The sequence below is a fragment of the Streptomyces sp. NBC_01481 genome (assembly GCF_026339995.1).
Classification (GTDB): Bacteria; Actinomycetota; Actinomycetes; order Streptomycetales; family Streptomycetaceae; genus Streptomyces.
In genome coordinates, this window is sequence record NZ_JAPEPT010000002.1 from 416,897 (window position 1) to 442,877 (window position 25,981).

25 protein-coding genes and 2 pseudogenes are annotated in these 25,981 nt (G+C 70.4%); 9 read left to right on the forward strand and 18 right to left on the reverse strand.

Annotation, left to right across the window (positions count from 1 at the left end; genetic code table 11):
• Window positions 1-74: 74 nt before the first annotated feature.
• The 3 genes and pseudogenes from OOK40_RS12385 to OOK40_RS35250 all read right to left on the reverse strand — a co-directional run.
• Window positions 75-662, reverse strand: a pseudogene (locus tag OOK40_RS12385) (FAD-dependent monooxygenase); the annotation flags it as partial.
• Window positions 645-851: pseudogene (locus OOK40_RS35245) on the reverse strand (TetR/AcrR family transcriptional regulator C-terminal domain-containing protein); the annotation flags it as partial. The pseudogenes OOK40_RS12385 and OOK40_RS35245, both read right to left, overlap by 18 nt.
• A 5-nt stretch (window positions 852-856) precedes the next feature.
• A complete protein-coding gene (locus tag OOK40_RS35250) occupies window positions 857-1,138 on the reverse strand; it encodes a TetR/AcrR family transcriptional regulator (RefSeq protein WP_323136054.1) in 282 nt (93 codons plus the stop codon).
• 188 nt (window positions 1,139-1,326) lie between these two features.
• Here OOK40_RS35250 and OOK40_RS12395 point away from each other — a divergent pair, with 188 nt between their 5' ends.
• Window positions 1,327-2,673: a chloride channel protein gene (locus OOK40_RS12395; RefSeq protein ID WP_266479928.1), complete on the forward strand. Its 1,347-nt coding sequence runs from the start codon at window positions 1,327-1,329 to the stop codon at window positions 2,671-2,673.
• Window positions 2,674-2,688: 15 nt separating this feature from the next.
• On the opposite strand, the gene OOK40_RS12400 is transcribed toward OOK40_RS12395, so the two are convergent.
• A complete protein-coding gene (locus OOK40_RS12400; protein ID WP_266479930.1) occupies window positions 2,689-3,135 on the reverse strand; it encodes a hypothetical protein in 447 nt (148 codons plus the stop codon).
• 267 nt (window positions 3,136-3,402) lie between these two features.
• On the opposite strand from OOK40_RS12400, the gene OOK40_RS12405 reads away from it, so the two are divergent.
• From OOK40_RS12405 to OOK40_RS12420, 4 genes are all read left to right on the forward strand, one after another.
• On the forward strand, window positions 3,403-3,894 hold the full coding sequence (locus tag OOK40_RS12405; protein WP_266479933.1) for a potassium channel family protein: 492 nt from the start codon (window positions 3,403-3,405) through the stop codon (window positions 3,892-3,894).
• A 42-nt stretch (window positions 3,895-3,936) separates the two neighbouring features.
• Window positions 3,937-5,148, forward strand: a complete 1,212-nt coding sequence (locus OOK40_RS12410; RefSeq protein WP_266479935.1) for a cation:proton antiporter — start codon at window positions 3,937-3,939, stop codon at window positions 5,146-5,148.
• 120 nt (window positions 5,149-5,268) lie between these two features.
• Complete coding sequence (locus tag OOK40_RS12415) at window positions 5,269-5,844, forward strand: TerD family protein (RefSeq protein WP_266479937.1); 576 nt, start codon at window positions 5,269-5,271, stop codon at window positions 5,842-5,844.
• A gap of 327 nt (window positions 5,845-6,171) precedes the next feature.
• On the forward strand, window positions 6,172-6,870 hold the full coding sequence (locus tag OOK40_RS12420) for a 4'-phosphopantetheinyl transferase superfamily protein (protein ID WP_266479940.1): 699 nt from the start codon (window positions 6,172-6,174) through the stop codon (window positions 6,868-6,870).
• Here OOK40_RS12420 and OOK40_RS12425 read toward each other — a convergent pair.
• Window positions 6,864-7,256, reverse strand: coding sequence for a nuclear transport factor 2 family protein (locus OOK40_RS12425; protein WP_266479942.1), 393 nt, complete (start codon window positions 7,254-7,256; stop codon window positions 6,864-6,866). The genes OOK40_RS12420 and OOK40_RS12425 overlap by 7 nt on opposite strands.
• 43 nt (window positions 7,257-7,299) lie before the next feature.
• Entirely contained in the window at window positions 7,300-8,127 is an 828-nt protein-coding gene (locus OOK40_RS12430) for a bifunctional 2-polyprenyl-6-hydroxyphenol methylase/3-demethylubiquinol 3-O-methyltransferase UbiG (RefSeq protein WP_266479944.1), read from the reverse strand.
• Between the two features lie 70 nt (window positions 8,128-8,197).
• Between OOK40_RS12430 and OOK40_RS12435 the strand changes: the two genes are divergently transcribed.
• Window positions 8,198-10,039, forward strand: coding sequence for a prolyl oligopeptidase family serine peptidase (locus OOK40_RS12435; RefSeq protein ID WP_266479947.1), 1,842 nt, complete (start codon window positions 8,198-8,200; stop codon window positions 10,037-10,039).
• An 85-nt stretch (window positions 10,040-10,124) separates the two neighbouring features.
• Window positions 10,125-10,880 carry an SURF1 family protein gene (locus OOK40_RS12440; protein WP_266479949.1) on the forward strand — a complete coding sequence of 252 codons (756 nt, stop codon included), beginning with the start codon at window positions 10,125-10,127 and terminating at the stop codon, window positions 10,878-10,880.
• A 153-nt stretch (window positions 10,881-11,033) separates the two neighbouring features.
• On the opposite strand, the gene OOK40_RS12445 is transcribed toward OOK40_RS12440, so the two are convergent.
• The 7 genes from OOK40_RS12445 to OOK40_RS12475 all read right to left on the reverse strand — a co-directional run bounded on the left by OOK40_RS12445 (window position 11,034) and on the right by OOK40_RS12475 (window position 17,378).
• Entirely contained in the window at window positions 11,034-12,077 is a 1,044-nt protein-coding gene (locus tag OOK40_RS12445; protein WP_323136055.1) for a hypothetical protein, read from the reverse strand.
• A 71-nt stretch (window positions 12,078-12,148) separates the two neighbouring features.
• Complete coding sequence (locus tag OOK40_RS12450) at window positions 12,149-12,811, reverse strand: SigE family RNA polymerase sigma factor (protein WP_266479952.1); 663 nt, start codon at window positions 12,809-12,811, stop codon at window positions 12,149-12,151.
• Between the two features lie 341 nt (window positions 12,812-13,152).
• Window positions 13,153-14,223 carry an aspartate-semialdehyde dehydrogenase gene (locus OOK40_RS12455; protein WP_266479954.1) on the reverse strand — a complete coding sequence of 357 codons (1,071 nt, stop codon included), beginning with the start codon at window positions 14,221-14,223 and terminating at the stop codon, window positions 13,153-13,155.
• Entirely contained in the window at window positions 14,220-15,491 is a 1,272-nt protein-coding gene (locus tag OOK40_RS12460) for an aspartate kinase (protein ID WP_266479957.1), read from the reverse strand. Before OOK40_RS12460 ends, OOK40_RS12455 begins: the two co-directional genes overlap by 4 nt.
• Window positions 15,492-15,735: 244 nt before the next feature.
• A complete protein-coding gene (locus OOK40_RS12465) occupies window positions 15,736-16,395 on the reverse strand; it encodes a DUF5063 domain-containing protein (protein WP_142214507.1) in 660 nt (219 codons plus the stop codon).
• The gene (gene recR / locus OOK40_RS12470) at window positions 16,388-16,987 is read right to left on the reverse strand and encodes a recombination mediator RecR (RefSeq protein WP_266479960.1); all 600 of its coding nucleotides are present in this window, start codon (window positions 16,985-16,987) and stop codon (window positions 16,388-16,390) included. The genes OOK40_RS12465 and recR overlap by 8 nt, the downstream gene beginning before the upstream one ends.
• Before the next feature lie 55 nt (window positions 16,988-17,042).
• Window positions 17,043-17,378, reverse strand: coding sequence for a YbaB/EbfC family nucleoid-associated protein (locus tag OOK40_RS12475; RefSeq protein ID WP_266481622.1), 336 nt, complete (start codon window positions 17,376-17,378; stop codon window positions 17,043-17,045).
• 291 nt (window positions 17,379-17,669) lie between these two features.
• Here OOK40_RS12475 and OOK40_RS12480 point away from each other — a divergent pair, with 291 nt between their 5' ends.
• Complete coding sequence (locus OOK40_RS12480; protein ID WP_266479963.1) at window positions 17,670-18,404, forward strand: SLATT domain-containing protein; 735 nt, start codon at window positions 17,670-17,672, stop codon at window positions 18,402-18,404.
• A gap of 223 nt (window positions 18,405-18,627) precedes the next feature.
• On the opposite strand, the gene OOK40_RS12485 is transcribed toward OOK40_RS12480, so the two are convergent.
• The 4 genes from OOK40_RS12485 to OOK40_RS12500 all read right to left on the reverse strand — a co-directional run bounded on the left by OOK40_RS12485 (window position 18,628) and on the right by OOK40_RS12500 (window position 23,568).
• Window positions 18,628-19,569 carry a class I SAM-dependent methyltransferase gene (locus OOK40_RS12485; RefSeq protein ID WP_266479966.1) on the reverse strand — a complete coding sequence of 314 codons (942 nt, stop codon included), beginning with the start codon at window positions 19,567-19,569 and terminating at the stop codon, window positions 18,628-18,630.
• Window positions 19,570-19,642: 73 nt separating this feature from the next.
• Complete coding sequence (locus tag OOK40_RS12490; RefSeq protein ID WP_266479968.1) at window positions 19,643-20,293, reverse strand: hypothetical protein; 651 nt, start codon at window positions 20,291-20,293, stop codon at window positions 19,643-19,645.
• 150 nt (window positions 20,294-20,443) lie between these two features.
• Window positions 20,444-22,882 (reverse strand): dolichyl-phosphate beta-glucosyltransferase, encoded by a 2,439-nt coding sequence (locus OOK40_RS12495; RefSeq protein WP_266479970.1) that lies wholly within the window; start codon window positions 22,880-22,882, stop codon window positions 20,444-20,446.
• Window positions 22,879-23,568: a GntR family transcriptional regulator gene (locus OOK40_RS12500; RefSeq protein ID WP_266481626.1), complete on the reverse strand. Its 690-nt coding sequence runs from the start codon at window positions 23,566-23,568 to the stop codon at window positions 22,879-22,881. Before OOK40_RS12500 ends, OOK40_RS12495 begins: the two co-directional genes overlap by 4 nt.
• A 78-nt stretch (window positions 23,569-23,646) precedes the next feature.
• Between OOK40_RS12500 and OOK40_RS12505 the strand changes: the two genes are divergently transcribed.
• A complete protein-coding gene (locus tag OOK40_RS12505) occupies window positions 23,647-24,093 on the forward strand; it encodes a hypothetical protein (protein ID WP_266479972.1) in 447 nt (148 codons plus the stop codon).
• A gap of 249 nt (window positions 24,094-24,342) precedes the next feature.
• Here the strand turns inward: OOK40_RS12505 and OOK40_RS12510 are convergent, their stop codons facing one another.
• A complete protein-coding gene (locus OOK40_RS12510; protein WP_266479974.1) occupies window positions 24,343-25,698 on the reverse strand; it encodes an aspartate aminotransferase family protein in 1,356 nt (451 codons plus the stop codon).
• Window positions 25,699-25,981: the final 283 nt, after the last annotated feature.

Genomic DNA, 25,981 nt, shown 5'->3' on the forward strand with positions numbered 1-25,981 from the left:
TTCACGGTTCGTCGTCGTACGGACCCGTGGCGCAAGGGGGCGGGCCGCGCGGGTCAGCCCGCCTGGCTGTGGGCGGCGCCCTCGCCGGCGAACGGGGACATCAGGTGGGCGGCGTCGCCCAGCAGCGTGACACCGGGGATCCGTTCCCAGCGGTGTCCGGTGGGCAGGGCGAGGATGTGCCGCGACACAAAGGCGCCGTCGGCCTCGGCGACCAGTGCGCGCAGGCTGTCGTCCCAGCCGTCGAGGTGGGCGAGGACGGCCGCCTTGGCGGCATCCGAGTCGGTGAAATCGATGCCGGTGATCCAATCCTGGGGTGCCTTGCGCGCGACAAAGACGTGCAGGCTGCCGTCGGTCTCGCGGTGGGCGATGAGGCCCTTGCCGCCGTCGAGCGCGAAGAAGAAACCGCCGCCGATGACGGCCGCGCTGCCGGGGTAGCGCCGGTCGGCGTCCAGCAGGTCCACCTCGACGAAGGACACGCCGGTGTACGCGGGGACGGCCGCAGAGAGCAGCGGGCGGATCCTCGACGAGGCTCCGTCGGCGCCTATGAGCAGGTCGGTGGTGAAGGCGCTCCCGTCGGCGAGGCCGTGCGCGGCTCGGGTCAGGGCGTCCCAGTCGTCCTGGGTGTCGGCGGCCCGGTCCTGGCCGGCGTGCTCGGCGGCCATCGCGGTGGCGTACTGCAGTAGTACGTCCACGCCCCAGGCGGCCTGTCCCGGCGGCACGCCGCCCTCGTCCAGCAGAGCCAGCAACGCCTCGACCAGCCGCAGATAGTGCTCACCGCTGGGGCGGGCGACCAGCGCCGCGCGTGCCAGTTCCGGGTGGGCGAACAGCACCGTCGTGCAGGAGGTGAGCACCTCGATCAGCGGTCGCGCCAGTCGCCGTCGGCGCTGACCGGGGTCATGTCTACGGAGCCGAGCAGTTCGTCCAGGACTGCCGCGTGCAGTTCGGCGGTGTTGCGCACGTAGACGTACAGCGATGCCGGGCCGGTGTCCAGCTCCTGCGCCAGGCGGCGCATGGTGACCTTCTGCAGACCTTCGGACCACATGATCCGCACTTCGGCGGCGATGATGCCCGCCCGGGTCAGAGCGGGTTTGGCCGGGCGTTCCCGACGACTGAGGGGGCCATTGCCGTGAGTTGCCATGCCTCGACGTAACGAACATGTTCGCCACAAACAAGTACCTGACGAACATCTTCGTAAGCAGTCCGCCCATGAGGTGGCGGGGAGACCCGTCACCCCACCGCCGTCCCCGGAGTGCGCCCTTGATCACGTCGGCGTTGACTGGGCCCACCGCCCCTGGCCCGCCGGAGATCGAGGAGAGCGCACCCTCCATGTCCGCAGTCCCCGCGCCCCAAGGCCAGTCCGCACCCCCCGCGCCCGAGGGCCAAGGGCCCGGTTCCGGCCAGCCGGCGCTGCGTCAGACGTTGTTGAGCCCCGGCTACGTACGCCTGTTGCTGGTCTCCGTCGTCCTGGGTGTGCCCATCGCGCTCGCCTGTTTCTACTTCGTGAGCCTGCAGCACGAGCTGCAGCACTGGGTGTGGGAGTCCCTGCCGGAGGCGGCCGGATACGACCGGGCGCCCTGGTGGTGGCCGCTGCCCGCGCTGCTGCTGGCCGGGCTGTTGCTCGCGCCCGTCGTCACACGCGCGCCGGGGCATGGCGGCCATGTGCCCGTCCACGGTTTCTTCGGCCCGCCGCTCGGGCCGAAGGAGCTGCCGGGCGTGCTCTTCGCCGCCCTCGCGACGCTGCCTCTGGGCGTGGTGCTGGGTCCGGAAGCTCCCCTGATGGCGGTGGGCAGCGGCCTTGCGCTGCTCATCGTGCGAGCGGTGAACAGGGACGCGGACCCCAAGACCGTGCTCGTACTGGGCACCGCCGGTTCCACGACGGCGATCTCCACCATTCTCGGCGGCCCTCTGGTGGCCGCCGTGATGATGGTCGAGGCCGCCGGTCTCGGCGGCCCGCAGCTGGTGCTCCTGCTGCTGCCCTGTCTGCTGGCCAGCGGTGTGGGGGCGCTGGTCTTCACCGGATTCGGGCAGTGGACCGGGCTGTCGACCGGGGCGCTCACCCTGCCCGAGGTGCCGCCGGACGCGAGCCCGGACGCGGGGGACTTCCTGTGGGGGATTCCCGTGGCGGTGCTGATCGCGGCGATCCTTACCACTGGTCACCGCCTCGGCTATCTGACGGCGGCCTGGACGGGGCGGAGCACCGCCGTCCGTACGATCGCCTGTGCCGGGGCCGTGGGCGTCTGCATCTCCGCGTACGCCCTGGTCACCGACCGCTCGCCGGAGGAGGCCGCCCTGTCCGGCCAGGCGACCCTGGGCACCCTGGCCGCAAACCCCCACGCCTGGTCCATCGGCGCGCTGGCCGCTCTGGTCCTGTTCAAGGGCCTCGCCTGGGGCATCTGTCTGGGCAGCCTGCGCGGCGGCCCCATCTTCCCGTCTGTGCTGCTCGGTGCCGCCATCGGGATCGCCTGCTCGGGGCTGCCCGGACTCGGTACGGCGGCGGGGCTCGCGCTCGGGATCGCCACCGCCACCGCCGTGGTCACCCGCCTCCCGGTCACCAGCGCCGTGCTCTCCTTCCTCCTGCTCGGCACTGACGCGGCCGACCAGATGCCGCTGGTCATCGTCTGCTCGGTTCTCGGCTTCGTCGTCTCCCAACTCCTCGAAGGGGAGCGGAAGTAGGGCGCGACGGACTGATCAGGCCCTGCTCGGCGCGTCGCTGCGGTACACCGCCAGCGCCCAGATGATGAACACGTCGATCGCGATCATGACCACCGACCAGATCGGCGAGTACGGCAGGAACATGAACTCGGCGATGAGGCTGAGCGAGGCCAGGCAGATACCCAGCACCCGTGCCCAGGTGGCGGCCTTGAACAGGCCCCCGGCGGTGATCGCGAGGCAGGCGCCGATAATCAGGTGGATCCAGCCCCAGCCGGTCAGGTTGATGCGGTAGACGTAGTTGCCGACCCGGCCGTACACATCGTCCTCGATGATCGCGGCGATGCCCTGGAGTACGCCGAGCACTCCGATGCACAGCATCAGCACGGCGGCGAAGGCGAGACCGCCGGTCACCCACGGGCTGTTCGGTTCTCCTGGCTGCGGCCCCTTGTACGTCGGTGTTCCTATCGGCTGGTCCTGACTCATGGCGTGGTCCTCCGGTCGGTCCCGTACGCCGGCCGCGTCCGGGACCTCGAGCGTCGGCCCGGGCCCACCCCGCCGCCATACGGGAACGCCCGTCCGGGTGATTCGGGCGCAGGGCGCTCATGCGCCGGTGCACCGTTCGGCCGCTGTCGGGTGGCGGCGGATCGCCGGGGCGGCCGATCGTGGTGGGGGCGTGCTTCGGCGGGACGCGACCTCGGGCGGGAGGCTCACGTGGTGCACCGCACAACCGATCCTGGCCCGGTACGGGTCTTGGGTCCACCCCTGTGTCTCGTAGTCGCCACGACCGTCGCGTACTTCCTGCTCCCCCTCGACAAGTTCGGACCGCACCGCCCCCTGCTCAGCTGGACGATCTTCTTCGTGGGGATGGCCATCGTCACGTACCTGCTGCTGCGTCAGATCATGAACGCGTACGTCGACAAGCCGGGCACCCACCCCGTCATCGTCATTCCCGTCCTGATGTTCCTGGCGGTCCTGCTCTTCTCCGGGACGTACTACACACTCGCCAAGGACCCGAACGCCTTCATGGGACTGAAGACACGCCTCGACGCCCTGTACTTCACCGTCGTCACGCTTGCGACCGTCGGCTACGGGGACGTGGTGCCGCAGAGCCAGACCGCACGACTGGTGACCATGTTTCAGATCCTGTACAGCTTCGTCGTTCTGACCGCCGCCGCGACCGCCGTGACGCGCCGGGTGCGCAGGCGGGCCGGGGAGCGGCTCGGGCGCAACGATCTCAGCTGACAGGTCCGTCTGAGATGTCCGGCCTGATGCTACATACGAGCCATGTCGCATCACGGGACACTCATCCTGATCATGGCGATCGCCGTCGTCGCGCCCCTGCTCGCCTACGGTGTCGCCCGCTGGGCTCCCGTCCCCCTGGTGATCTTCGAGATCCTGCTCGGCATCGCGGTCGGACCCGACGCACTGGGCTGGGCCTCCCACAGCCAGTTCATCGACACCCTGTCCAATCTCGGCCTGTCCATGCTGATCTTCCTCGCCGGGTACGAGATCGACTTCAGCAGCGTGCGCGGCGACACCCTGCGCCGGGCGACCTGGGCGTGGGCGGTCTCGCTCGTCCTCGGCCTGGGCATCGCGTTCGCGCTCACCGGTGGGCAGACCGGCACGAGCTTCGTCATCGGCACGGCGCTCACCAGTACCGCGCTGGGCACCGTCCTGCCGATCCTGCGCGACAGCGGCGACCTTCAGGGCCGCTTCGGGACCGTGATGCTGGCCTTCGGGGCGGTCGGTGAATTCGGCCCCATCATCGCCATCACCCTCTTGCTGAGCGGCCGGAGTCCCGGGAAGTCCGCCGTCGTACTGTTCGTCTTCGCGGGCATCACCGCTGCGGCGATCTTCTGGGCGCTGCGGCCGCGACGGCCATGGTTTTCCCGGATCGTCGCCGGGACCCTGCACAGCAGCGGTCAGTTCGCCGTCCGCTTCGTCATGCTGCTGCTCGCCGCGATGCTGGCGCTCTCGAACGCCTTCGGCCTCGACACCCTGCTGGGCGCCTTCGCGGCAGGCATCCTCACCCGGCTTCTCCTGCAGGGCTCGGTGCCCGAGAGCAGTGCGGAGATCCTCGGGAAGATCGAGGCGATGGGCTTCGGCTTCCTGGTCCCGATCTTCTTCGTCGTCACCGGTATCGACTTCGACCTCGCCTCACTGCTGGAAGGTGGCCGCTCGCTGGCACTCCTGCCGGTCTTCCTGCTGCTGTTCCTGCTGGTGCGCGGGGCTCCGGTGTACGCGCTCGCCCCCCGCGACCTGGTCCGCCGCGACCGCGCGGCCCTGATGCTCTACGGGTCCACCTGCCTGCCTCTCGTGGTCGCGATCACCACCATCGGGCTGGACGAGGACGTACTGGAGGCGGGCGAGGCGGCGGCGCTGGTCGGCGCGGCCATGGTGTCCGTCCTTGTCTTCCCGCTGCTGGCGCTGAGGATCCGCAACGGGAAGGGGGCCGCCCACAGGGCGGAGCGGGCCGAGGGCAGCGAAGCGTGGTGAGGGCCATCCGGACGATGACATCGGGTGTACGGGAACCAGAGAGGGGGACCGCTCGTTGCCCCCTTGGGCAAAGGAATCGTCAAGAGGCGCGGCCCGCGCCGGATTGCGCAGGGGATTTCCATGGGTGTCAGCCTTTCCAAGGGCGGCAATGTCTCGCTGACCAAGGAGGCCCCGGGACTGACCGCGGTCGTCGTGGGCCTCGGCTGGGACGTACGAAGCACCACCGGCACGGACTTCGACCTCGACGCCAGCGCCCTGCTGGTCGATGCCAACGGCAAGGTCGTGTCCGACCAGCACTTCGTGTTCTTCAACAACCTCAAGAGCCCGGACGGCTCCGTCGAGCACACCGGTGACAACCTCACGGGTGAGGGCGAGGGCGACGACGAGCAGATCAAGGTCAACCTCGCGGGCGTGCCGACCGAGGTCGACAAGATCGTCTTCCCGGTCTCGATCCACGAGGGCGAGAGCCGCCAGCAGTCCTTCGGCCAGGTGCGCAACGCCTTCATCCGCGTCGTCAACCAGGCCGGCGGCGCCGAGCTCGCGCGCTACGACCTGAGCGAGGACGCCTCGACCGAGACCGCGATGGTCTTCGGTGAGCTGTACCGCAATGCCGCGGAGTGGAAGTTCCGCGCGGTCGGCCAGGGGTACGCCTCTGGTCTGCGGGGCATCGCGCAGGACTTCGGCGTCAACATCTGAGCCGCGTAAGCCTGTTCACCTGCTCAAGGGCCTGATCCTCGACGACGTATGCCGCGCGGGTCGGGCCCTTGGCACGCCCCCGGGTCCGTCTGCCGCTTCAGCCGACGTACGCAAACAGGGCGTAGCCCGCGGCCCGCGGAACGGAAGCCCGGACCCGGACGGTCCGGCGGCCGGGGCGGACAGCGCCGGGGCTGCCCGGGTCTGCGTCCTCGGAGATCATGGCGACTCCCGTTCCCGTACGGTCGACTCTGGAGCCGGCCAATTCAACGCAACATCCGGCCCGTTGATCATTGTGACGGCGTCGAACCACAGGCGGAGGACCACAGCATGCCGACCGACATCCCCCTCGGCCGCGAGGCCCGGACGCTGCCGGGCGTGGATCTGCTGTGGTCCGGCCGGGTCCCCGACCACATTGCCGATGTCCTCGCCCAGCGCCACATCCTCGACAGGGACGAATCCACGCGCCTGGCCGCCTTCGTGCGCGACGCCGACCGCGACTCCTACGCCGTGGCGCACGTGATGCTTCGCCGGTTGCTGGGTGAGCGGCTGGGACAGGCCCCCGATGCGGTGACACTCTCGCGCGAGCCGTGCGCCCACTGCGGTGGCCCGCACGGGCGGCCCGTCGTCCCCGGCAGCCCCGTGCATTTCTCGCTCTCGCACACCAGTGGCCTGGTGATGATCGCCCTCGCAACGGCACTCGTCGGCATCGACGTCGAAGGCGTCCCCGGCGACCCCGGCATCGTCGCCGATGTCGCATCGCAGCTGCACCCGAAGGAGCGTGCACACCTCGCGGCGCTGCCCACGGAGGACCGCGCCATCGCCTTCGCCCGCTGCTGGACACGTAAGGAGGCTCTGCTGAAGGCGACCGGAGTCGGCCTGAACGAGGGCCTTGCCCTCACCTATGTCGGGGCCGGGCCCCAACCGGCCGTGAACGCCGACTGGTTGCTGGCCGACCTGCCCGCGGATCCCGGCTACACGGCGGCCGTCGCCGTACACCGCACCATGTCCGCGCCCGCTTCTCAGTAGCGCTCGACCAGGTGCTCGCGGCCAGGCGGCGGTTCGTACGCCTCGGGCCAGAAGTCCGTGACGGTCGTGATCCGGCCCTCCTTGTCGCCGGTGAAGAAGGTGACCGCGTACATCTCCTCCAGGCCCACGGTGACGTGGATCCAGGTGACGGCCTGGTCGGAGTCGGCCACGATCCGCTGGATGCGCACGTGCCAGTCGCCCGGATACTCGCGGTTGAACCGGACGCACTCCTCCTTGCCGCGGATCTTCTCGCGGGTCTGCGGCAGGTCGTAGACCACGTCCTCGGCCAGCGTCGCGGCGAAGCCCGTCCAGTCGCGGGCTTCGGCCGAGGACCAGTACGTCTCAACTGTTGTGTGCAGCTCGGTCGCTGAGGTCGATCGGTTCATACGGCGAGTGTGCACCCGGCCACTGACAATCGGCTCTGGGTGATCATGTTCGCGAGGCCTTGAGCGAGTACATCAGCGGTACACGGGGCCGGTCGGCCGGGAAGCGGTAGTAGCCGTCCTCGTGCCGTGTCAGGACGCCGAAGCGCTCGAACAGTGAGACGTCGTGCTCGTGCAGGAACTCCAGTCGCAGGCCCGCGGCGCTGAGCGCGGAGACGACCTCGCCGACCGGGTGCTGCCACTCGACGCTGCGGTTGTGGACGGTGGGCGCGTCGAAGTCGGCGTAGGTGCCGGGTGTCTGGTCGACCCAGGCGTCTCGCGCGAAGTAGTCGTTGACGATCCGCGAGCCCGACGCGTCGTCCAGGACATCGGTGAGCGGATGGAATTCGGCGAGATAGAGAAAGCCGCCAGGTGCGACGAGGGACGCGGCGGTCTCCGCCCAGCGCGTGATGTCGGGCAGCCAGTTCAGCGCACCGACGCCGGTGTAGACGATGTCGTACGAGGAGTCGGGGACGGCTTCGGCGGCGTCGTAGACATCGGCGGCGACGAACGCCGCACGGTCCGGGCCGAGTCCGAGGTCAGCCGCGAGGCCGCGTGCCGTCTCGACGGCCGGCTCCGAGAAGTCCAGGCCGACGACCTGGTCGGCGCCGCGGCGTGCCCAGCACAGGGTGTCGAGGCCTATGTGGCACTGGAGGTGGAGGAGCGTACGGCCGCTCACGTCGCCGACCTCAGCGGCCTCGAAGTCGCGCAGGACGTCCTTGCCCGAGCGGAAGGCTTCCAGGTCGTAGAAGTCGCTCGCCACATGGATGGGGACACGTTCGTCCCAGCGGGAGCGGTTGGCCTCGCGCCAGTCCGAGGGGGTCGGGGAGTACATGCCGTCGAAGTTATCCACAGGCTGCGGACGACGCGAACGGATTGTCGGGGGTCCGGCGCAGAATGGGGTCATGACTGAGATCACTGACTCCACGCCGGAGCTGCCGGGCACGGCGGAGCTGCCCGGCATGCCCGACTGGGAGAAGCGCTTCCGAGCGCCGCGCGTTTCCCTGCCCGACTGGGCGGAGGACGCACCGCACCGCGCGCTCTTCGTGTCGAACGCCACGGGGACGTACGAGCTGTACGCCTGGGACCGGGCGACCGGCGAGCAGCGGCAGGCGACGGACCGGCCGAACGGCACGACGGACGGGGTGCTCTCCCCCGACGGCGCGTCGATCTGGTGGTTCTCGGACACCAACGGGGACGAGTTCGGCGTGTGGATGCGCCAGCCCTTCGGCGGCGGGGGCGACGAGCCCGCCGCACCGGGCCTCGGCCCCTCGTACCCGGCGGGCCTGGCAATCGGCCGCGACGGCACCTCGGTGGTCGGCCGCTCGACCGACGAGGACGGCACGACCATTCACGTCGCGCGGCAGGACGCGGAGCCGGTCGAGATCTACCGGCACCGGGAGTCGGCCGGGGTCGGCGATCTGTCGCACGACGGGACGCTGATCGCGATCGAGCACACCGAGCACGGGGACGCGATGCACTCGGCGCTGCGGGTGGTGCGCCTCGACGGCAGCCCCGTCGCCGAGCTGGACGACACAAAGGGGGGCACTGAGGAACTGGGGCTGGAGGTCCTCGGTTTCGCTCCGGTGGACGGGGACACCCGGCTGCTCATCGGGCATCAGCGGCGCGGCCGCTGGGAGCCGATGATCTGGGACGTCGCATCGGGCGAGGAGTCCGATCTGGCGATCGACCTGCCGGGCGATGTGAACGCCGAGTGGTATCCGGACGGCTCGGGGCTTCTGGTCGCGCACAGCTTCGAGGCGCGCGGCGAGCTGTGGCGGTACGACCTGGCGACGCGGGAGCTGGTGCGGATCGAGACGCTCGCCGGTTCGCTCTCGGGTGCGACGGCCCGGCCGGACGGGGAGGTGGAGTACCTGTGGTCCTCGGCCGCGCTGCCGCCCCAGGTGCGCTCGACGTCGGGCGGTGTCGTGCTCGATCCCCCGGGCATGAAGGCGCCGGCGTCGGTGCCTGTGGAGGACGCCTGGGTGGAGGGGCCGGGCGGCCGTATCCACGCGCTGGTGCAGAGGCCGGCGGGTTCGACGGGCCCGCTGCCGACCGTCTTCGAGATCCACGGCGGGCCGACCTGGCACGACAGCGACGCCTTCGCGGCGGGCCCGGCGGCCTGGATCGACCACGGTTACGCGGTCGTACGGGTCAACTACCGCGGCTCGACGGGGTACGGCAGGGAGTGGACGGACGCCCTCAAGCACCGGGTCGGGCTGATCGAGCTGGAGGACATCGCGGCGGTCCGGGAGTGGGCGGTCACCTCCGGGCTCGCGGATCCACGGAAGCTGATCCTGGCGGGCGGCTCATGGGGCGGCTATCTGACCCTGCTCGGCCTGGGCACCCAGCCCGAGGCCTGGGCGCTGGGCCTGGCGGCGGTGCCGGTCGCGGACTACGTCACGGCGTACCACGACGAGATGGAGGCCCTGAAGGCGATGGACCGCACCCTGCTGGGCGGTACGCCGGACGAGGTCCCTGAGCGGTTCGAGGCCTCCTCGCCGCTGACGTATGTGGATGCGGTCCGTGCCCCGGTCTACATCTCGGCCGGCGTCAACGACCCGCGCTGCCCGATCCGCCAGATCGAGAACTATGTGGACCGGCTGGCCGCGCGCGGCGCGGTGCACGAGGTGTACCGGTACGACGCGGGGCACGGCTCGCTGGTGGTGGAGGAGCGGATCAAGCAGGTGGGTCTGGAGATCGCGTTCGCGGCCGAGCACCTGGGGCAGGGGGTGGACTTGGGGTAGCGGAGACGGGGAGCGGACTCCGGGAACAGGGGCGGGAACGGGGGGCGGGCCGAGGGACGGTCGGCACGTTCCGTACCGTGGGGGTGTGTACCGGTTCCTGCTGACGCCCCGCTGGTGGGGGATCAATATCTTCGTCGTGCTGGCGATCCCCTTCTGTGTCTTCATGGGCTCGTGGCAGCTCGGCAAGTTCGAGGACCGCGTCCACACGCATCAGCAGGCCAAGCAGAAGCCCGCGCCGGATGAGCAGAAGGCCGCGCCTCTCGACGAGCTGCTGCCCGTCGACCAGGAGACGTCGGGGCGGCAGGTGACGGCCGGCGGGCGGTACGGCAAGCAGTTCCTGGTGCCGGACCGGGAGTTGGACGGTGAGCACGGCTCGTATGTGCTGACGCTGCTCAAGACCGACGGCGGCCGGACGCTGCCGGTGGTCCGCGGCTGGCTGCGGCAGGGCGCGCCCGCCCCCGCGGCACCGGCCGGCCGGGTCGCCGTGGCCGGCGCCCTGCAGGCCTCGGAGACCCCGGGCACCGACGGGGTGCACGCGGCGGGCGGGCTGCCGAGCGGGCAGCTGGGGATGATCAGCGCGGCATCGCTGGTGAACCTCGTGCCGGACGACGTGTACGACGCGTGGGTCACGCTCACGGAGGCGGACAGCGGGCTGAAGCCGGTCCCGGCGTCCGTGCCTGAGGGCAGCGGGCTGGACCTGAAGGCGTTCCAGAACCTGGGCTACACCGGGGAGTGGTTCGTTTTCGCGGGCTTCGTACTCTTCATGTGGTTCCGGCTGCTGCGCCGCGAGGCGGAGGCGGAGCGGGACCGCGCGCTGGGCCTGGAGCCGGAGCCGGTGTAACCAGGGCCGCGGCACCGTCCGCCCCGGCCCCCGCGCATACAGCCCGTCCGGCGTTCGAGGACAGGCGGCCGAAGGTCGCATACGGGCTCTGGGGCTTGTCCCAGTTACGGAATGGCGGTTGAGCCCGCCGCAGGCGCCGGACCCGCCCGCCCGTCACTGACCGCTCAGCACACCCGTGCGGTAGACCGTGCCCGAGCACGCGTTGGGGATCGTCGTCTCCGCGCTCGGCGCGCCCACCGCCGTGGTGTGGCTCACTGCGACGCTGCCGTCCGCCGTGCCGCCGCCCTCCGCGGGGACGAGCTGGGGCTGGTTGTTCTCCGAGGTCGTGCCCGTACCCGTACCGGTGCTCGTGCCCGACGAGCCGCCGTCCGAAGGCGTGGGCTCGGGCGAGCCTCCGGTGGTCGGGCAGCTGTCCTTCGGGACCCAGGCGAACTTCACCTCGTACGCCGTGTCCGGCTTCAGCAGCAGCGAGCCCGGCTCCAGCGAGGGGTCCGGCAGTCCGGTCGCCGCGTCGCCCGCCGCGTGCTCGACGACCGTGATCTTGGCGGCGTCGGCCGCGCCCAGCGCCTTGAAGCCGACCGTGCCGTCGCCGCTCACAGCGCAGTCGGTCTTGGAGACATTGGTGACGCGGAAGGTGCCGTACACCTTGCCTTCGGCATCCGGCGCCGCCTGTGCCGCGGTGACGCCGAGCTGGCCGGCCTCGCAGACCGGGGAACTCGCGGGCGCGCTGACGGACGGGTTGACGACACCGCCCACCGTGCCGTCCTTGGCGCCGGAGGGCTGCTGTCCCGGCGTCTGGGTCGCGCCGCCCTGGTTCTGCCCGGTGCCCTGGCCGCCGGCGGAGGGGCTGTTCGTCCCCGCCTCGCCGTCCTCGGCGCCCGTCTCGGACCCGGTGCCGCCCTGCGCCTGTTCGCCGTGTCCGGCGTTGACGGGGTTGGCGCTGTCGCTGCCGCTGGAGTTCGCCACATGCACGAAGGCGGGGACGGCGGTGCCGATCAGCATCACCGCAGCCGCCGCACCGACCAGCGCCTGCCTTTTGCGGGCGCGCCGCGCGGGTACCGCCCTTCGCAGGTGGTCGAGGGCTCCGTCGGAGGGCTCGAGGTCCTGCACGGCCCCTTGCAGCAGCCGCCGCAGGGCAACTTCGTCCCCGCCGAGGCCTCCGAGGCCGCCCAGCTCATTTTCCGGCCCGTTGTTCACAATTCCGTTCCCAGTCCGGTCGTCAAACGGCCCGTCCGGCCCGTACCGCTCAAACCTGTGCCTGTGCCCGCTCATGCCGTGGCCTCCATGGCGACGCGCAGCGCCGCGATGCCCCGCGAGCCGTACGCCTTCACCGAGCCCAGGGAGATCCCCAGCGTCTCGGCGACCTGAGCCTCTGTCATGTCGGCGAAGTACCTCAGCACCAGCACCTCGCGCTGGCGGCGCTGGAGTCCGCGCATCGCCTTGATCAGCGCGTCCCGCTCCAGTTGGTCGTACGCGCCTTCCTCGGCGCTCGCCATGTCCGGCATCGGCTTGGAGAGCAGCTTCAGCCCGAGGATGCGGCGGCGCAGGGCCGACCGCGACAGATTGACCACGGTCTGGCGCAGATACGCCAGCGTCTTCTCCGGGTCCCGCACCCGGTTGCGCGCCGAGTGGACGCGTATGAACGCTTCCTGGACGACGTCCTCGCAGGAGGCCGTGTCGTCGAGAAGCAGGGCCGCGAGACCGAGCAGCGACCGGTAGTGGGCGCGGTAGGTCTCAGTGAGGTGATCGACTGTGGTACCCGCGGCCATGACGTCCTCAGCGCCCTCGCGCTGGGACGAGATGCGGGTGGTGCGGGGCGCGGGCATGGGGGCGATCACCGGCATGCCGCCGGACGGGCGGGGCCTGCGGAGCGGGCGCACTGCAGCGCCGCGGACCGGGACCACCCTGGTGATGTCGAGAACCTCTGCCACGCCTGTTGGACACGCTTCCCCCCGTCAGGGTTGTACGCGTACGCCACCGTTTTTGACGGTGAATCAAATGCGCCCATGCGTACCCGCTCTTCCCCAATGCCCCTTTTCTTCACGGCACCGTGAAGGGGCAACCGCAAAGACGCTTCCCGCCCAACTGCCGGTTGCAGGAAGGGGGGAAGCGCATCGTCGAACATCTTTGCACCCCAGTTCAAGTGGTACAGACCTTCGACTTGATCACAGGGCGTTCACAGATCCTACAAAGCATTCCGGTTCTGCCGCCCCGAATAAGCCGCAAGCGGACAAGGAAGACGGACGGAGGAGACGGAGAAGACCGAGAAGGATCAGCCGGAGGCGAGCGCAGGCCCGATCTCCGCCGCGACAGCCTCCGCGATCTGCGCGGAGTTGAGCGCGGCACCCTTACGCAGATTGTCGCCGCAGACGAAGAGGTCCAGCGCACAGGGGTCGTCCGGAGCCCGCCGCACCCGCCCCACCCACGTCGGATCGGTCCCCACCACATCGGCGGGTGTGGGAAAGTCCCCGGCCGCCGGATTGTCGTAGAGCACCACTGCGGGCGAGGTCGCCAGGATCTCGTGCGCCCGCTCCACTGTGACCTCGCTCTCGAAGCGCGCGTGCACGGCGAGCGAGTGGGTGGTGAGCACCGGTACGCGGACGAACGTCGCCGCCACCCGCAGCCCCGGCAGATCGAGGATCTTGCGCGTCTCGGCCCGCAGTCCCAGCTCCTCCGAGGACCAGCCGCCCTCCTGGAGGGTCCCGGACCACGGCACCACGTTCAGCGCCAGCGGTGCCGCGAAGGGCCCGAGCTCGTCGCCCACGGCCCTGCGCACGTCTCCGGGCCGGGCGCCCAGCTCCGTACCGGCCACGAGCGACAGCTGGGCGCGCAGCGCCGCGACGGCGTCACGTCCCGCGCCGCTGACAGCCTGGTAGGAGGAGACGACCAGTTCGCGCAGCCCGAACTCGGCGTGCAGCGCGCCCACCGCCGGAACCATCGCGAGCGTGGTGTCGTGCGGACTCGCGACAATGCCGCGCGGGCGGACCCGTACGGCATGCGGATTGACCTCGGGGACGACCAGTGGCACATCCGGATCCAGCCGGAAGGCGCCCGAATTGTCCACGACGACCGCACCGTTGGCCGCGGCGATCGGCGCCCACTGCGCGGACACCGCGTCCGGTACGAGGAAAAGCGCGACGTCGACGCCCGTCAGTGCCTCTTCGCAGAGCGCGACGACCTCCGTCTCCTCGCCGCGCACGGCCAGCTTGCGGCCGGCCGAGCGCGGAGAGGCGACCAGCCGTATGTCGCCCCAGACATCCGCGTGCTGCGAAAGGATCTGGAGCATCACCGAGCCGACGGCTCCGGTCGCTCCGACGACCGCGAGCGTCGGCTTGCGGGTCATCGCCCGGTGCCTCCGTAGACGACCGCCTCGTCGGAGTCGGAGTCGAGACCGAAGGCGGTGTGCACGGCGCGCACGGCCTCGTTGACGTCGTCGGCGCGCGTGACCACCGAGATACGGATCTCCGAGGTGGAGATCAGCTCGATGTTCACGCCCGCGTCGGAGAGCGCCTCGAAGAAGGAGGCTGTGACGCCGGGGTTGGTCTTCATGCCCGCGCCGACGAGCGAGATCTTGCCGATCTGGTCGTCGTAGCGCAGCGATTCGAAGCCGATCCCGGCCTTCGCCTTCTCCAGGGCGTCGATGGCCTTGCGGCCGTCCGTCTTGGGGAGGGTGAAGGAGATGTCCGTCAGGGCGGTGGTGGCCGCCGAGACGTTCTGCACGACCATGTCGATGTTGATCTCGGCATCGGCGATCGTACGGAAGATGGCCGCGGCCTCGCCCGGCTTGTCCGGCACTCCGACGACCGTGACCTTGGCCTCGGAGACGTCATGGGCGACTCCGGAGATGATGGCGTGCTCCACCTGCTGGTCCCCTTGCGGCTCGTTGCTGACCCAGGTGCCGCGCAGCCCCGAGAAGGACGAGCGGACGTGGATCGGGATGTTGTATCGGCGTGCGTACTCGACGCAACGGTGCAGCAGCACCTTGGAGCCGGAGGCAGCGAGCTCCAGCATGTCCTCGAAGGCGATCCAGTCGATCTTCTTCGCCTTCTTCACGACCCGGGGGTCGGCGGTGAAGACGCCGTCGACGTCGGTGTAGATCTCACAGACCTCGGCGTCGAGGGCGGCGGCCAGGGCGACGGCGGTGGTGTCCGACCCGCCGCGGCCGAGGGTGGTGATGTCCTTCTTGTCCTGGGACACACCCTGGAAGCCCGCCACGATGGCGATGTTGCCCTCGTCCAGCGCCGTACGGATCCGGCCCGGCGTCACATCGATGATGCGCGCTTTGTTGTGGACGGAGTCGGTGATGACGCCTGCCTGGCTGCCGGTGAACGACTGGGCCTCGTGGCCCAGGTTTTTGATCGCCATCGCCAGCAGGGCCATGGAGATCCGCTCTCCGGCGGTCAGCAGCATGTCGAATTCGCGCCCTGCAGGGATCGGAGATACCTGCTCGGCGAGATCGATCAGCTCGTCCGTCGTGTCGCCCATCGCGGATACCACGACGACCACCTGGTGGCCGTTCTTCTTGGCATCGACGATTCGCTTGGCGACGCGCTTGATGCCTTCGGCATCGGCAACGGAGGAGCCTCCGTACTTCTGCACGACAAGGCCCACGTGCGCTCCTCGCTCAGTCCGTTTCGTTCCGCACTACTGCGGTCGGCTCAGTCTAACGAACGGCCGGACTCCCACCCGGTGCTGTCACATCGTGAGATGTCCCGCTCACCACGTGATCATCAGGAAGGGGCACGGCCGCTCGGACCGACTCCTGCCCCGCCTGATGCGCGCTACGCGAGGTGTGGGCCGGGTCACACCCCGGGCCGGTGCGGGGAGGCCGCTCCCCGGCCACCGCGGAGAGCCCTCAGGTGGCCGTACGCAGGCCCAGCGGGCCCGCGATCTCCTGCGCCATCACCTTGCCGGCCTCCTCGGCCAGCGCGTCCTCAGCAAGGTCCTCGTCCGTGTCCAGGCCGTCCAGCTCCTCCAGCGGCTGGTCCAGCCTGACGTGGGCGACCAGCGACTGCAGCGCCCGCAGTGTCGCGGAGGCGGTCGGGCCCCAGTTGGAGAAGTACGAGAACTGCCACCACCACAGCGCCTCGCTCGTGCGGCCCGCACGGTAGTGGGCCAGGCCGTGGCGCAGGTCGGTGACGATGTCCGCGAGGTTGTCGGAGATCCGGGAGGCGACCGGGGCCTTGCGCGGCTCGTACGGGTCGAAGACCTCGGAGAAGACGTCGACCGGGTCGAGCAGCACGGCGAAGCGCTCGCGCAGGTCGTCGACGTCCACGTCGGGGCCGGTGTCCGGTTCGTACCGCTCGTCCGGAATGATGTCCTCGTGCGCGCCCAGCCGGCCGCCCGTCAGCAGGAGTTGGGAGACCTCCAGCAGCAGGAAGGGCACCGCGCTGTCCGGCTCGTCGCCCTTCGCGACTTCCGTGGTCGCGACGATGAAGGACTCGATCGAGTCGGCGATCTGGACCGCGAAACTGTCCGGGTCCTGATTGACGGCGTGCAGATTGGCGTCAGACATCGAGAAGTCGTCTCCCCTCGAAGGCACGCCCCAGCGTGACCTCGTCGGCGTATTCCAAGTCTCCCCCCACGGGCAGACCGCTGGCCAGTCTTGTGACCTTCAGGCCCATCGGCTTGATCATGCGCGCCAGGTACGTGGCAGTGGCTTCGCCCTCGAGATTGGGATCCGTGGCGATGATCAGCTCCGTGATCGTGCCGTCCGCGAGGCGGGCCAGCAGCTCACGGATCCGCAGGTCGTCGGGGCCGACGCCCTCGATGGGGCTGATGGCCCCGCCGAGCACGTGGTAGCGGCCCCGGAACTCCCGGGTCCGCTCGATCGCGACGACGTCCTTCGGTTCCTCCACCGCGCAGATGACCGAGTGGTCGCGGCGCGGGTCACGGCAGATGTTGCACTGTTCCTGCTGCGCGACATTGCCGCACACCGCACAGAAGCGGACCTTGTCCTTCACCTCGAGCAGCGCGTGGGCGAGCCGGCGTACGTCGGTCGGCTCGGCCTGGAGGATGTGGAAGGCGATCCGCTGCGCGCTCTTGGGACCGACGCCGGGCAGCCTGCCCAGTTCGTCGATGAGGTCCTGAACCACGCCTTCGTACAACGGAACGCCTCTCGTGGAGTGCTGTGGTGCTTACGGTAGTTGGTGCGCCTGCGCCTTAGAAGGGCAGGCCCGGCATGCCGCCCAGGCCCTGGGCGAGCGGGCCGAGCTTCTCCTGCTGAAGCTGCTGCGCGTTCTCGTTCGCGGCCTGGACGGCGGCGACGACCAGATCCGCGAGGGTCTCGGTGTCGTCGGGGTCGACGGCCTCGGGGTCGATGACGAGGCCTCGCAGCTCGCCGGAGCCGGTGACGGTGGCTCTCACCAGGCCGCCGCCCGCCTGACCGTCGACCTCGGTCTGTGCCAGCTCTTCCTGGGCCTGCGCGAGATCCTGCTGCATCTTCTGGGCCTGCTGGAGGAGCTGCTGCATATTGGGCTGGCCACCACCGGGAATCACGGTCACTCCTGGCATTTCGACGACGAATATTCGGTAAGGCGAGCCTACGTGCTCGCCGGGCGGCTCGCCCCACCCTGCGGTGACCAACTCTTTCGAGTGAGTGGGCGCGCACACCCTTAGCTGATCAAGGACCTCTTGTGGGCGGAAATATCGGTATTTCTGGCGCACAGCCCACCATTCGGCGGTAGGAAGGGCATGCGCATCAGAATGCACGCGCGCACCGTATGTACACGCAGTGTTACGTCGTTCCACCTCGTTCCACCTCGTTCCACGTCGTAGAGGAGTGCACCGGTGAGCCAGCCGGACATGCAGCCCGGGGGGCCGGCCCGGGGCGAGCGCGGCGAGGCGCCGCGCCGTGACCTGGCCGGGAGGCCGTTTCCGCTCGGCGACTGGGGAGAACCGGCGGAGCGCCTCGACGAGCTGTACCGGTGGGTCGAGGCGGGCGCGCTGCGTACGGCTCAGTGGTATCTGGTGGACCGCGTGTGGAAACGCCGGGCGGCGCGGGTGCTGCGCATCGGCACGGCTCTGGGCGTGATCGCCGGGGCCGTGCTCCCCCTCCTGGAGGTGACTGGCGTACGGGACGGGACGTCGAGGTGGGGGTATCTGTCGCTGCTGCTGGGAGCGGCATGCCTGGCGTGCGACCGGTACTTCGGCCTGACGTCGGGCTGGATAAGGAACGTCGCCACGGCGCAGGCGGTGCAGCGCAAGCTGCTGGGGCTGCAGTTCGACTGGGCGTCGGAGTGCGTACGGGAGGTGCTGGGCCCGGCGGAGGGCACGGCGAGCGAGGCGACGGAGAGGTGCCTGGGGGTACTGCGGCGGTTCACGGAGGACGTCGCGGAGCTGGTGCGGGCGGAGACGTCGGACTGGATGGTGGAGTTCGGCTCGGGCCCGGCGCCGCTGGTGATGCAGTCGACGGGGGCGGCGCCGGGGCGGGGGGTGGAGGGGCACCCGTCGGGTCGGGTGCCGTTGCCGCCGGGGGCGCGGCCGAACATGCCGCGACAGCGACCGCCGGAGGCGCCGCGCTGAGGCGGCGGCCCGCGGGACCGTTCGCGGACTTGGGGCTCCCCCCGGACCCCGCGCTCGGACCCGGACGCCAGGGCCGGACGCCAGGGCCGGACGCCGTGGCTCCGACCCGGGCCCCCGCGCCAACTCACCGGACTTCGTCCGGCGGAGCCCCCGGACCCCGGGAAGCGGCGGTTTCGTGCCGCATTGCGGCTCGGCTTCCGCCCCCCGGGGCCAGGGGTAGAAGCTAACGGCGGGACGTGATCGCCCTCGTCACGATCGGGGGCAGCAGGTCCTTCGCCAGGCGGCGGGCGCGGGACGGGCGGCGGCGTGGTGCCGCGGCTGGCGCGACGGCGGGCACGGGCGCGGGTGCGGCCGGCTCGGGCTTCGGGGACGGCGTGTGGCGGGACTTCGGGTGCGGCGGCACCTCCGCCTTGTTGCCCTTGATGCGGATCAGCGGCAGGCCCGCCACGTCCTCCACCCCGTGCCACAGGTCCGTACGCGACTCCAGCCACGTCAGCAGCGCCTCGCGTGCCGGTGCCGGGTCGCCCCACGTGCCGTACAGCTTCGTGCCCGTGATCACGATCGGCTTCAGACTCGACGTGGCCACCGCGCCCCACACCGCGGCCGAGACCCCGGGGCAGTGTTCCGCGCGGAAGTCGTCGAAGGACACGATGCCCTCCGGCTGCAGCAGCGTCTTCGCCGCCTCGATGTCGCCGTGCACATGCTCGTACAGATGCGACGCGTCGACATGCACGAAGCGGCAGCTCCCCGCGCTCACCCGCGAGGTGATCACGGAGGTCGGTGCCTGCACCATCGTGGGCAGTTCGTCGTGGAACGACAGATAGTTGGCCTCGAAAGCCCGCCTCGTCAGCGTCGAGTACGACCGGTCCATCTCCGCGCTGTTGGAGTCGTCCGGTGCCGGCGAGTCCCACAGGTCGCAGACCGTGAACTCCTCTCCCTCCCGCAGATAGTCGGCCGTGAAGATCGCGCTCTTGCCCAGGTACGCGCCGAGCTCGAGCAGATCCCCTCTCCCGTCCGGATCCGTGTCCCGCTGATAGGACAGGAACCAGTCGAAGAGCAGCTGGTCCACGGGCCAGAACCAGCCCTTGACGTCCGCGAAGCGCGTGGGCCGGGGGAGCGCTTCGTCCGCGATCTCCCCCGTCGCCGGGGTACTCGTCTGTGACATGCACCGGTCCTACCGGGCGGACATGTCCCGGAGCTTAAGGACGCGCGTTCAGCGGATGTGCGCAGGATGTGCGTCAGCTGAAAATGATCATTGAGCCCTGGCCGAGGCTGCGCGTCGCCGCCGCGTGCAGCCCGAGCCACACGTGCCGTTCCCGCGCGAAAGGGCTCTCGTCGTACGGAATCGGCCCGGCCGGTTCCTCCAGCGACGTCGGCCGGTCCGGCGGCCGCGGTGCCTCGGGCGGGTTCGCCGGGTCGATACCGATCGACGGCGCGACGAACTCCAGCTCCCGCAGCAGACCCTGCGTGGAGCCAAGCGGACCGCCCCCGGCGAGCAGTTCGTCGTTGAACAGCGGCGAGGTGAAGTCGACGGGAACGTACGCCCCTGCGTGGTCGTAGTGCCAGACCAGATGCGACTGCTGTGCCGTCGCCTCGAACATCTCCAGCAACTGCTCGTAGTCACCGCCCAGTTCGTCCACCGGGGTCACCGCGAGCCCGCACAGCTGCAGCAGGTAGGCACGCCGCAGGAAGTGCAGCGCGTCGTAGTCGAAGCCCGCGACCGGCGCCACATCCCCGGACAGGCCGGGCATGTACGCGAAGACGGGGACGGTCGGCAGTCCGGCGTCGGTCAGTGCCTTGTCGTAGGCGGCGATCTCTTCGGCGAAGGGGTTGTCGGGGCTGTGGCACAGCACGTCGACGAGGGGGACCAGCCACAGGTCACAGGCCAAGGGAAGGCTCGCTCTCCAGGGTGTCGGGCACAGGGTCGGGCACAAGGTCGGGCAAAGGGTCGGTCGAACGATCAGGCACAAGATCGGGAACAGGGTCGGGCACGGACGGGACAGCGTAGTGGCAGGGACACGTTCGGCGAAGGGTGCCGGTCAGCTGTCTGTCCGAACCGAGTCCTTCGGGTCCCGCACATCCCATACCCACACGCCGCCCACCCGCTTCCCCGGGCGCCCGAGCAGTTTCTCCACGGTCGCATACAGGGCCGCGTCGTTGTACTGCGGCTCCAGCACCACGAGTCCCGCCTTCCACGCCGCCAGGTCGGAGCGCGCCTGCGCCTGCCAGTTCGGGCCGATGGTGGGCACGCGCCCGCTGTTGCGCACCTCGTTGAGGAGGTTGGAGGTGTGCCGCGGCGTCGCGCCGTAGATGCCGATGCGGTCCGGCCCCCACGGCCCGTTGAAATAGCCGCCCGCGACCCGGAAACCGAGGCCGGTCGCCGACTGCCAGTGCAGGGCCTCCGCGCTGCCGGGATTGGGCAGCGGCACCGTGACGACCGACTCGCCCTCGCCGAGGTACGAGCGGTACATGCCCTGCGTGATGAACTCCGGGACCTGCGAGCGCTCCCGCACCGGATACGGCGTCGGCAGCACCGGCAGCAGCGCCGCCGCCACCGCCGCGAGGCCCACCACCTGGTTGACCCGGTCCCTCGTCACCACGAGCCGGTCGGCGGCGAGCGCGATCAGAACGCCCAGCACCGGGGCGCAGATCAGCGCCACCCGCGACTCGATGACCGACTCGAAGAGCGGCTGATGGGCCAGCGCACGCCACGGGCCGGTGAGCACGGTGTCCGTGTACGGGATGCGGAACTTCGGCCCGAGCGAGAGGAACGCCGCGGCAAGACCCGTAAAGGCAAGCGCCTTGACCAGTGCGAGCCGCCACAGCCGCACCACGATCGCCACGGCGAGCGCGATCAGCGGCCAGCCGTAGAAGGCGTTCTGCTCGGTGCGGTTCAGCGCGAGCGGGTCGGCACCCTCGTCGGAGCCCGCGAGTGAACGGCCCGCGAACTCCAGGAAAGCCAGCGGGCTGTTGCCCGCGTTGTCGCCGTGCAGCACGCTCTTGTAGCTCTGCGGGCCGAAGAACTGCCAGCCCAGCGGGAAGGCGATCAGCGGCAGACAGACCGCGGCCGCGACGGCGAGCCCGCGCAGCAGCGGCCGCCGGGCCGCCTGCGCCACATCGCGGCGCGCGAGCGCGTACGAGAGCGCGAAGAGCAGCATGCCCACCACCGCGAGCAGCAACGGCTCCTCGCCGAGGAAGATCTGATACGTCGCGAACAGGCCCAGCAGCACCCCGTCGCGTACGACATTGCGCCCCTCGCACAGCCGCAGTGCCCGGTCGATGATCACCGGAATCATGAACAGCACAAGGAAGTTGGGGTGTGCGTTGCCGTGCGAGATCATCGGCGGCGCGAAGGCGGCGAAGGCCGCGCCGAACGCGGCCGCCCACCGGTTGGTCACCAGCCGCCGGGCGATCAGCCAGTACCAGGCGCCGGCGGTCGCCGCGAGCCCGAGCGTGAGCACCAGCGCCCAGGTGACGGTCGGGCCGAACAGCAGCGTGACGGGGGCGAGGGGGACGGACAGTCCGAACATGACGGTGTTCGCCATCAGGTTCACGCCGTCCGGAAAGCCCTGGAGCGTGGTGAAGAGGGGATTTCGCAGATGCGCGACATTGTCGGCGGTGACCGCGAAGAACCACTCCCACTGGTTCTGGTCCTGCCCCGAGTCGGCGAGATAGCCCCGGTCGAGGTCCGCCCACAGATTCTTGTAGAGCAGTACGGACGCGAGGACGAAGAGCCCGACGACGGCCAGGTCGACGCGGCGTACGGCACGGGCGCGCAGTCTGAGCAGCTCCAGCAGCACCCTGCCGTAGTCCAGCGGTCTGACCTTGGAGCCCTCCTGGTGCGACCAGCGCACCGGAACCTCCGTCACCGGCCAGCCCGCGCGCCGGAAGAAGCGCAGTATCTCGACGTCGATCCCCCACCCGTCGAGCCGCGAGTCGGCGAAGGCGGCACGCGCCCTGTCGCCGTCGAAAAGCTTGAAGCCGCACTGGGTGTCATGGATGCCGGGCACGGCGACGGCACGTATGAGGCGGTTGCCCATCCGGCCCATCCATTCGCGCAGCGGGCGCTGGTGCACCTCGATGTGCGAGTCGGGGTGCGCGCGCGAGCCGATCGCCGCCGCGCTGTCCTCGGCCGCGAGTTGCTTGTCGAGACGGTCCAGTTCCTCTATGGGAGTCGCGAGGTCGGCGTCCGTGATCAGGACGCGCCGGCCGTACGAGGCGAGCACGCCCAGGCGCAGGGCACTGCCCTTGCCGCGGTTGCCGTTGCCGCTGACGAGCTGGATGCGCGGCTCATCGGCCGCGGCCTCCTTGGCTATTTGGGCGGTGGCGTCGGTGGAGCCGTCGTCGACGACGATCAGCTCCCAGTCGCCCCAGCGGCCGGGCTCCGCGCGCAGATGGGCGCAGATCGCGTCCAGGGTCGGACGCAGCCGCCCCTCCTCGTTGTACGCCGGGACGACGACGCTCAGATCCACGCTCACTGCTCCAGCCGATCCGCCCAGGCGAGCGCATGCTCGTCGTATGCGCCGACGGCCGCGCGCACGCCTTCGGCGTCGCCGGCCGTGACGGCGTCCACCAGTTCCTCGTGGCCGCTCCACAGCCACTGCCGCAACTCCTCGTCGCTGCGCAGAGCGCGCAGATACGGGACGGCGAACACCCAGGTCTGGACGCGCAGCCGGTGCAGGAAGTCACAGATGTAGCGGTTGGCGACGAGCGCGCAGAGCTCGCGCCAGAAACGCAGGTCGTAGCCGATGAGGATGTCCAGGTCCCCGGCGCGGGCCGCGCGGGCGGCCTCCTCGGCCCGGCGGCGTACGGACACCAGCGCCTTGCCGGGCACTGCGGTGATGCCGCGCTTCTGCGCATGGTGGAGGACGCCGTCCACGACGAGCGCGCGCGCCTCGACCATGCCGCGGTAGTCCTCGACCGAGAACTCGTGGACCTTGAAGCCCCGGTGCTGGTCGGAGTCGAGCAGGCCCTGGGCCGAGAGATCGACGAGGGCCTCGCGGACGGGCGTGGCGGAGACGCCGTACTGCTCGGCGATCTGCTTGACGGTGAACTCCTGCCCGGGCTGCAGACGTCCGGCCAGGACCTCGTCGCGCAGCGCGTCCGCGATCTGTTGTCGCAGGGTGTTGCGGGTGACAGCGGAAGTGCTGCCGTTGCCCTGCATCGTGGCCTTCTCCTTCGCCGGGGTCCCGGACACGATAGGCCAGACGTCACGAACCGGGTGCGGACAGGGGATTCTGACATGACAGACGTCTTCGAGGCGGCGACGGGTGACGGTCCGCGGCCCGATCTCACCGCACGGGCCGCGGAAGTACGGGCCGCGGAGGTGCGCGCCGCGCTGGACGGCCTGCTTCAGATCCGGCGCCTGACGAACACGGCACCCGCGGCGTGGGAGCTCAACCGGATGGTGCGCGCGGTCGCCCTCGTCCTGGAGGCGGCGGGCATTCCGCCCTCGGCCGTGGACGCGTCGGGGGCGAGGACGGCGACGGGCTATCGCGTACGCGCGTCGGACAGGGCCGGGATGGTGTGCGTGGACTGGCTGGGTCCGCGGGGCGCCGGTGCGGCGCAGGAGGAGGAGCCGGGGCTGGCTCGGTGCGCGGCGGCGCTGGGGGCGATGGGGTGGGAGGCGCTGATGTACCGGGGGGCGCGGAAGAGGCGGTTCTTGGAGGTGGAGGCGGGGCGGGGGTGAGACCGCCTGCGGCGGGGCTTGTCCCCACCCCGCCCTCCCCCTACGGCCTGGCGGCCGTGGGAGGTACCCCCATCCCGAACTGGGGGCAAGCCCCCAGACCCCCAGTACGGCCTTCGGCCGTAGTCCTCAAACGCCCGACGGGCTGAATGTGCGGCCCAGCCGCACATTCCAGCCCCGTGGGGGTCCCCCCGGACGAAGTCTGGGGGAGTTTGAGGCGCGGGGGTCCGGGGGCAGCGCCCCCGGGTCGGCTTACGCGGTGTGCTCGTCCGCGACCGACAGCGCCGCGTCCAGCGCCGCCAGGCCCTCCTTCGCCTCCGCCTCGGAGATGTTGCACGGCGGCACCGCGTGCGTGCGGTTCATGTTCACGAACGGCCACAGGCCATGGGACTTGCACGCCGCCGCGAACGCAGCCATCGGGGCGTTCGCCGCGCCGGTCGCGTTGTACGGCACCAGCGGCTCGCGCGTCTCCTTGTTCCGTACGAGATCGAGCGCCCAGAAGACACCCGTACCGCGCACCTCGCCGACGCTCGGGTGCCGCTCGGCAAGTTCGCGCAGGCCCGGGCCGAGGACGGTCGCGCCGATGTGGGCGGCCTGTTCGACGACCTTCTCCTCCGCCATCACATTGATCGTGGCGACGGCGGCCGCGCAGGCGAGCGGGTGCCCGGAGTAGGTGAGGCCGCCGGGGTAGGGGCGGGTCTCGAAGGTCGCGGCTATCTCGGCGGAGATGGCGACACCGCCGAGCGGTACGTAGCCCGAGTTGACGCCCTTGGCGAAGGTCAGCAGGTCGGGTACGACACCGAAGTGGTCGGCCGCGAACCACTCGCCGGTGCGGCCGAATCCGGCCATCACCTCGTCGAGCACGAAGACGATCCCGTACCGGTCGCAGATCTCGCGTACGCCCGCGAGATAGCCGGGCGGAGGCGTCATGATGCCCGCGGTCCCCGGGATGGTCTCCAGGATGATCGCGGCGATCGTCGCCGGGCCCTCGAAGGCGATCGTGTCCTCGAGGTGCTGGAGGGCGCGGGCGCACTCCTGCTCCTCGGTCTCGGAGTAGAACGGCGACCGGTAGAGGAACGGCCCCCAGAAGTGCACGACACCGGAGGTGCCGTTGTCGGAGGCCCAGCGGCGCGGGTCCCCGGTGAGGTTGATCGCGGTCGCCGTACCGCCGTGGTACGAGCGGTAGGCGCTGAGGACCTTCGGGCGGCCCGTGTGCAGCCGGGCCATCCGGATGGCGTTCTCCACGGCCTCGGCGCCGCCGTTGGTGAAGAAGATCTTGTCGAGGTCGCCCGGGGTCCGCTCGGCGATGAGGCGTGCGGCCTCGGAACGGGCCTCGACGGCGAACGCAGGCGCGAAGGTGGTGAGCCTGCCGGCCTGCTCCTGGATCGCGGCGACGACCTTGGGGTGCTGGTGGCCGATGTTCGTGTAGACAAGGCCGCTGGTGAAGTCGAGGTAGCGGTTCCCGTCGTAGTCCCAGAAGTACGAGCCCTCGGCACCGGCGACGGCGAGCGGGTCGATCAGGCCCTGGGCGGACCAGGAGTGGAACACATGCGCACGGTCTGCGGCCTTCACGGCCGCGCCGGCCTGGGGGTCGGGATGAGGGGTCATGCGGGCAAGCGTAAGGAGGGGCGGCTGGGGAGGGACATGGCCACGGTGTATGGCCGTGGCGCTGTTCCTGGGCACTGTGTCGCGTCAGCGGGTCGCCTGCGGCGGGCTTTGCCCCCGCCTGTATGCGACCTCCGGCCGCATGTCCTCAATCACCGGACGGGCTGGATGTGCGGCCCTGCCGCACATTTCAGGTCCGTCGGCGATTGAGGCGCCGGGTTCGGGGCGGAGCCCCGAGCTAGGCCCGAGCCCCGCCCTCAGCCCATTGACAGCAGGCTGTCGATAT

Excerpts from the sequence above, each read along its gene's own strand:
- OOK40_RS12395 (WP_266479928.1), top strand. The coding sequence starts at position 1,327 with ATGTCCGCAGTCCCCGCGCCCCAAGGCCAGTCCGCACCCCCCGCGCCC.
- OOK40_RS12400 (WP_266479930.1), bottom strand. The coding sequence starts at position 3,135 with ATGAGTCAGGACCAGCCGATAGGAACACCGACGTACAAGGGGCCGCAG.
- OOK40_RS12410 (WP_266479935.1), top strand. The coding sequence starts at position 3,937 with ATGTCGCATCACGGGACACTCATCCTGATCATGGCGATCGCCGTCGTC.
- OOK40_RS12465 (WP_142214507.1), bottom strand. The coding sequence starts at position 16,395 with ATGTCTGACGCCAATCTGCACGCCGTCAATCAGGACCCGGACAGTTTC.
- OOK40_RS12485 (WP_266479966.1), bottom strand. The coding sequence starts at position 19,569 with ATGTCACAGACGAGTACCCCGGCGACGGGGGAGATCGCGGACGAAGCG.
- OOK40_RS12420 (WP_266479940.1), top strand. The coding sequence starts at position 6,172 with ATGCCGACCGACATCCCCCTCGGCCGCGAGGCCCGGACGCTGCCGGGC.
- OOK40_RS12430 (WP_266479944.1), bottom strand. The coding sequence starts at position 8,127 with ATGTACTCCCCGACCCCCTCGGACTGGCGCGAGGCCAACCGCTCCCGC.
- OOK40_RS35250 (WP_323136054.1), bottom strand. The coding sequence starts at position 1,138 with ATGGCAACTCACGGCAATGGCCCCCTCAGTCGTCGGGAACGCCCGGCC.
- OOK40_RS12500 (WP_266481626.1), bottom strand. The coding sequence starts at position 23,568 with ATGCAGGGCAACGGCAGCACTTCCGCTGTCACCCGCAACACCCTGCGA.
- OOK40_RS12505 (WP_266479972.1), top strand. The coding sequence starts at position 23,647 with ATGACAGACGTCTTCGAGGCGGCGACGGGTGACGGTCCGCGGCCCGAT.
- OOK40_RS12425 (WP_266479942.1), bottom strand. The coding sequence starts at position 7,256 with ATGAACCGATCGACCTCAGCGACCGAGCTGCACACAACAGTTGAGACG.
- OOK40_RS12435 (WP_266479947.1), top strand. The coding sequence starts at position 8,198 with ATGACTGAGATCACTGACTCCACGCCGGAGCTGCCGGGCACGGCGGAG.
- OOK40_RS12455 (WP_266479954.1), bottom strand. The coding sequence starts at position 14,223 with ATGACCCGCAAGCCGACGCTCGCGGTCGTCGGAGCGACCGGAGCCGTC.
- OOK40_RS12510 (WP_266479974.1), bottom strand. The coding sequence starts at position 25,698 with ATGACCCCTCATCCCGACCCCCAGGCCGGCGCGGCCGTGAAGGCCGCA.
- OOK40_RS12415 (WP_266479937.1), top strand. The coding sequence starts at position 5,269 with ATGGGTGTCAGCCTTTCCAAGGGCGGCAATGTCTCGCTGACCAAGGAG.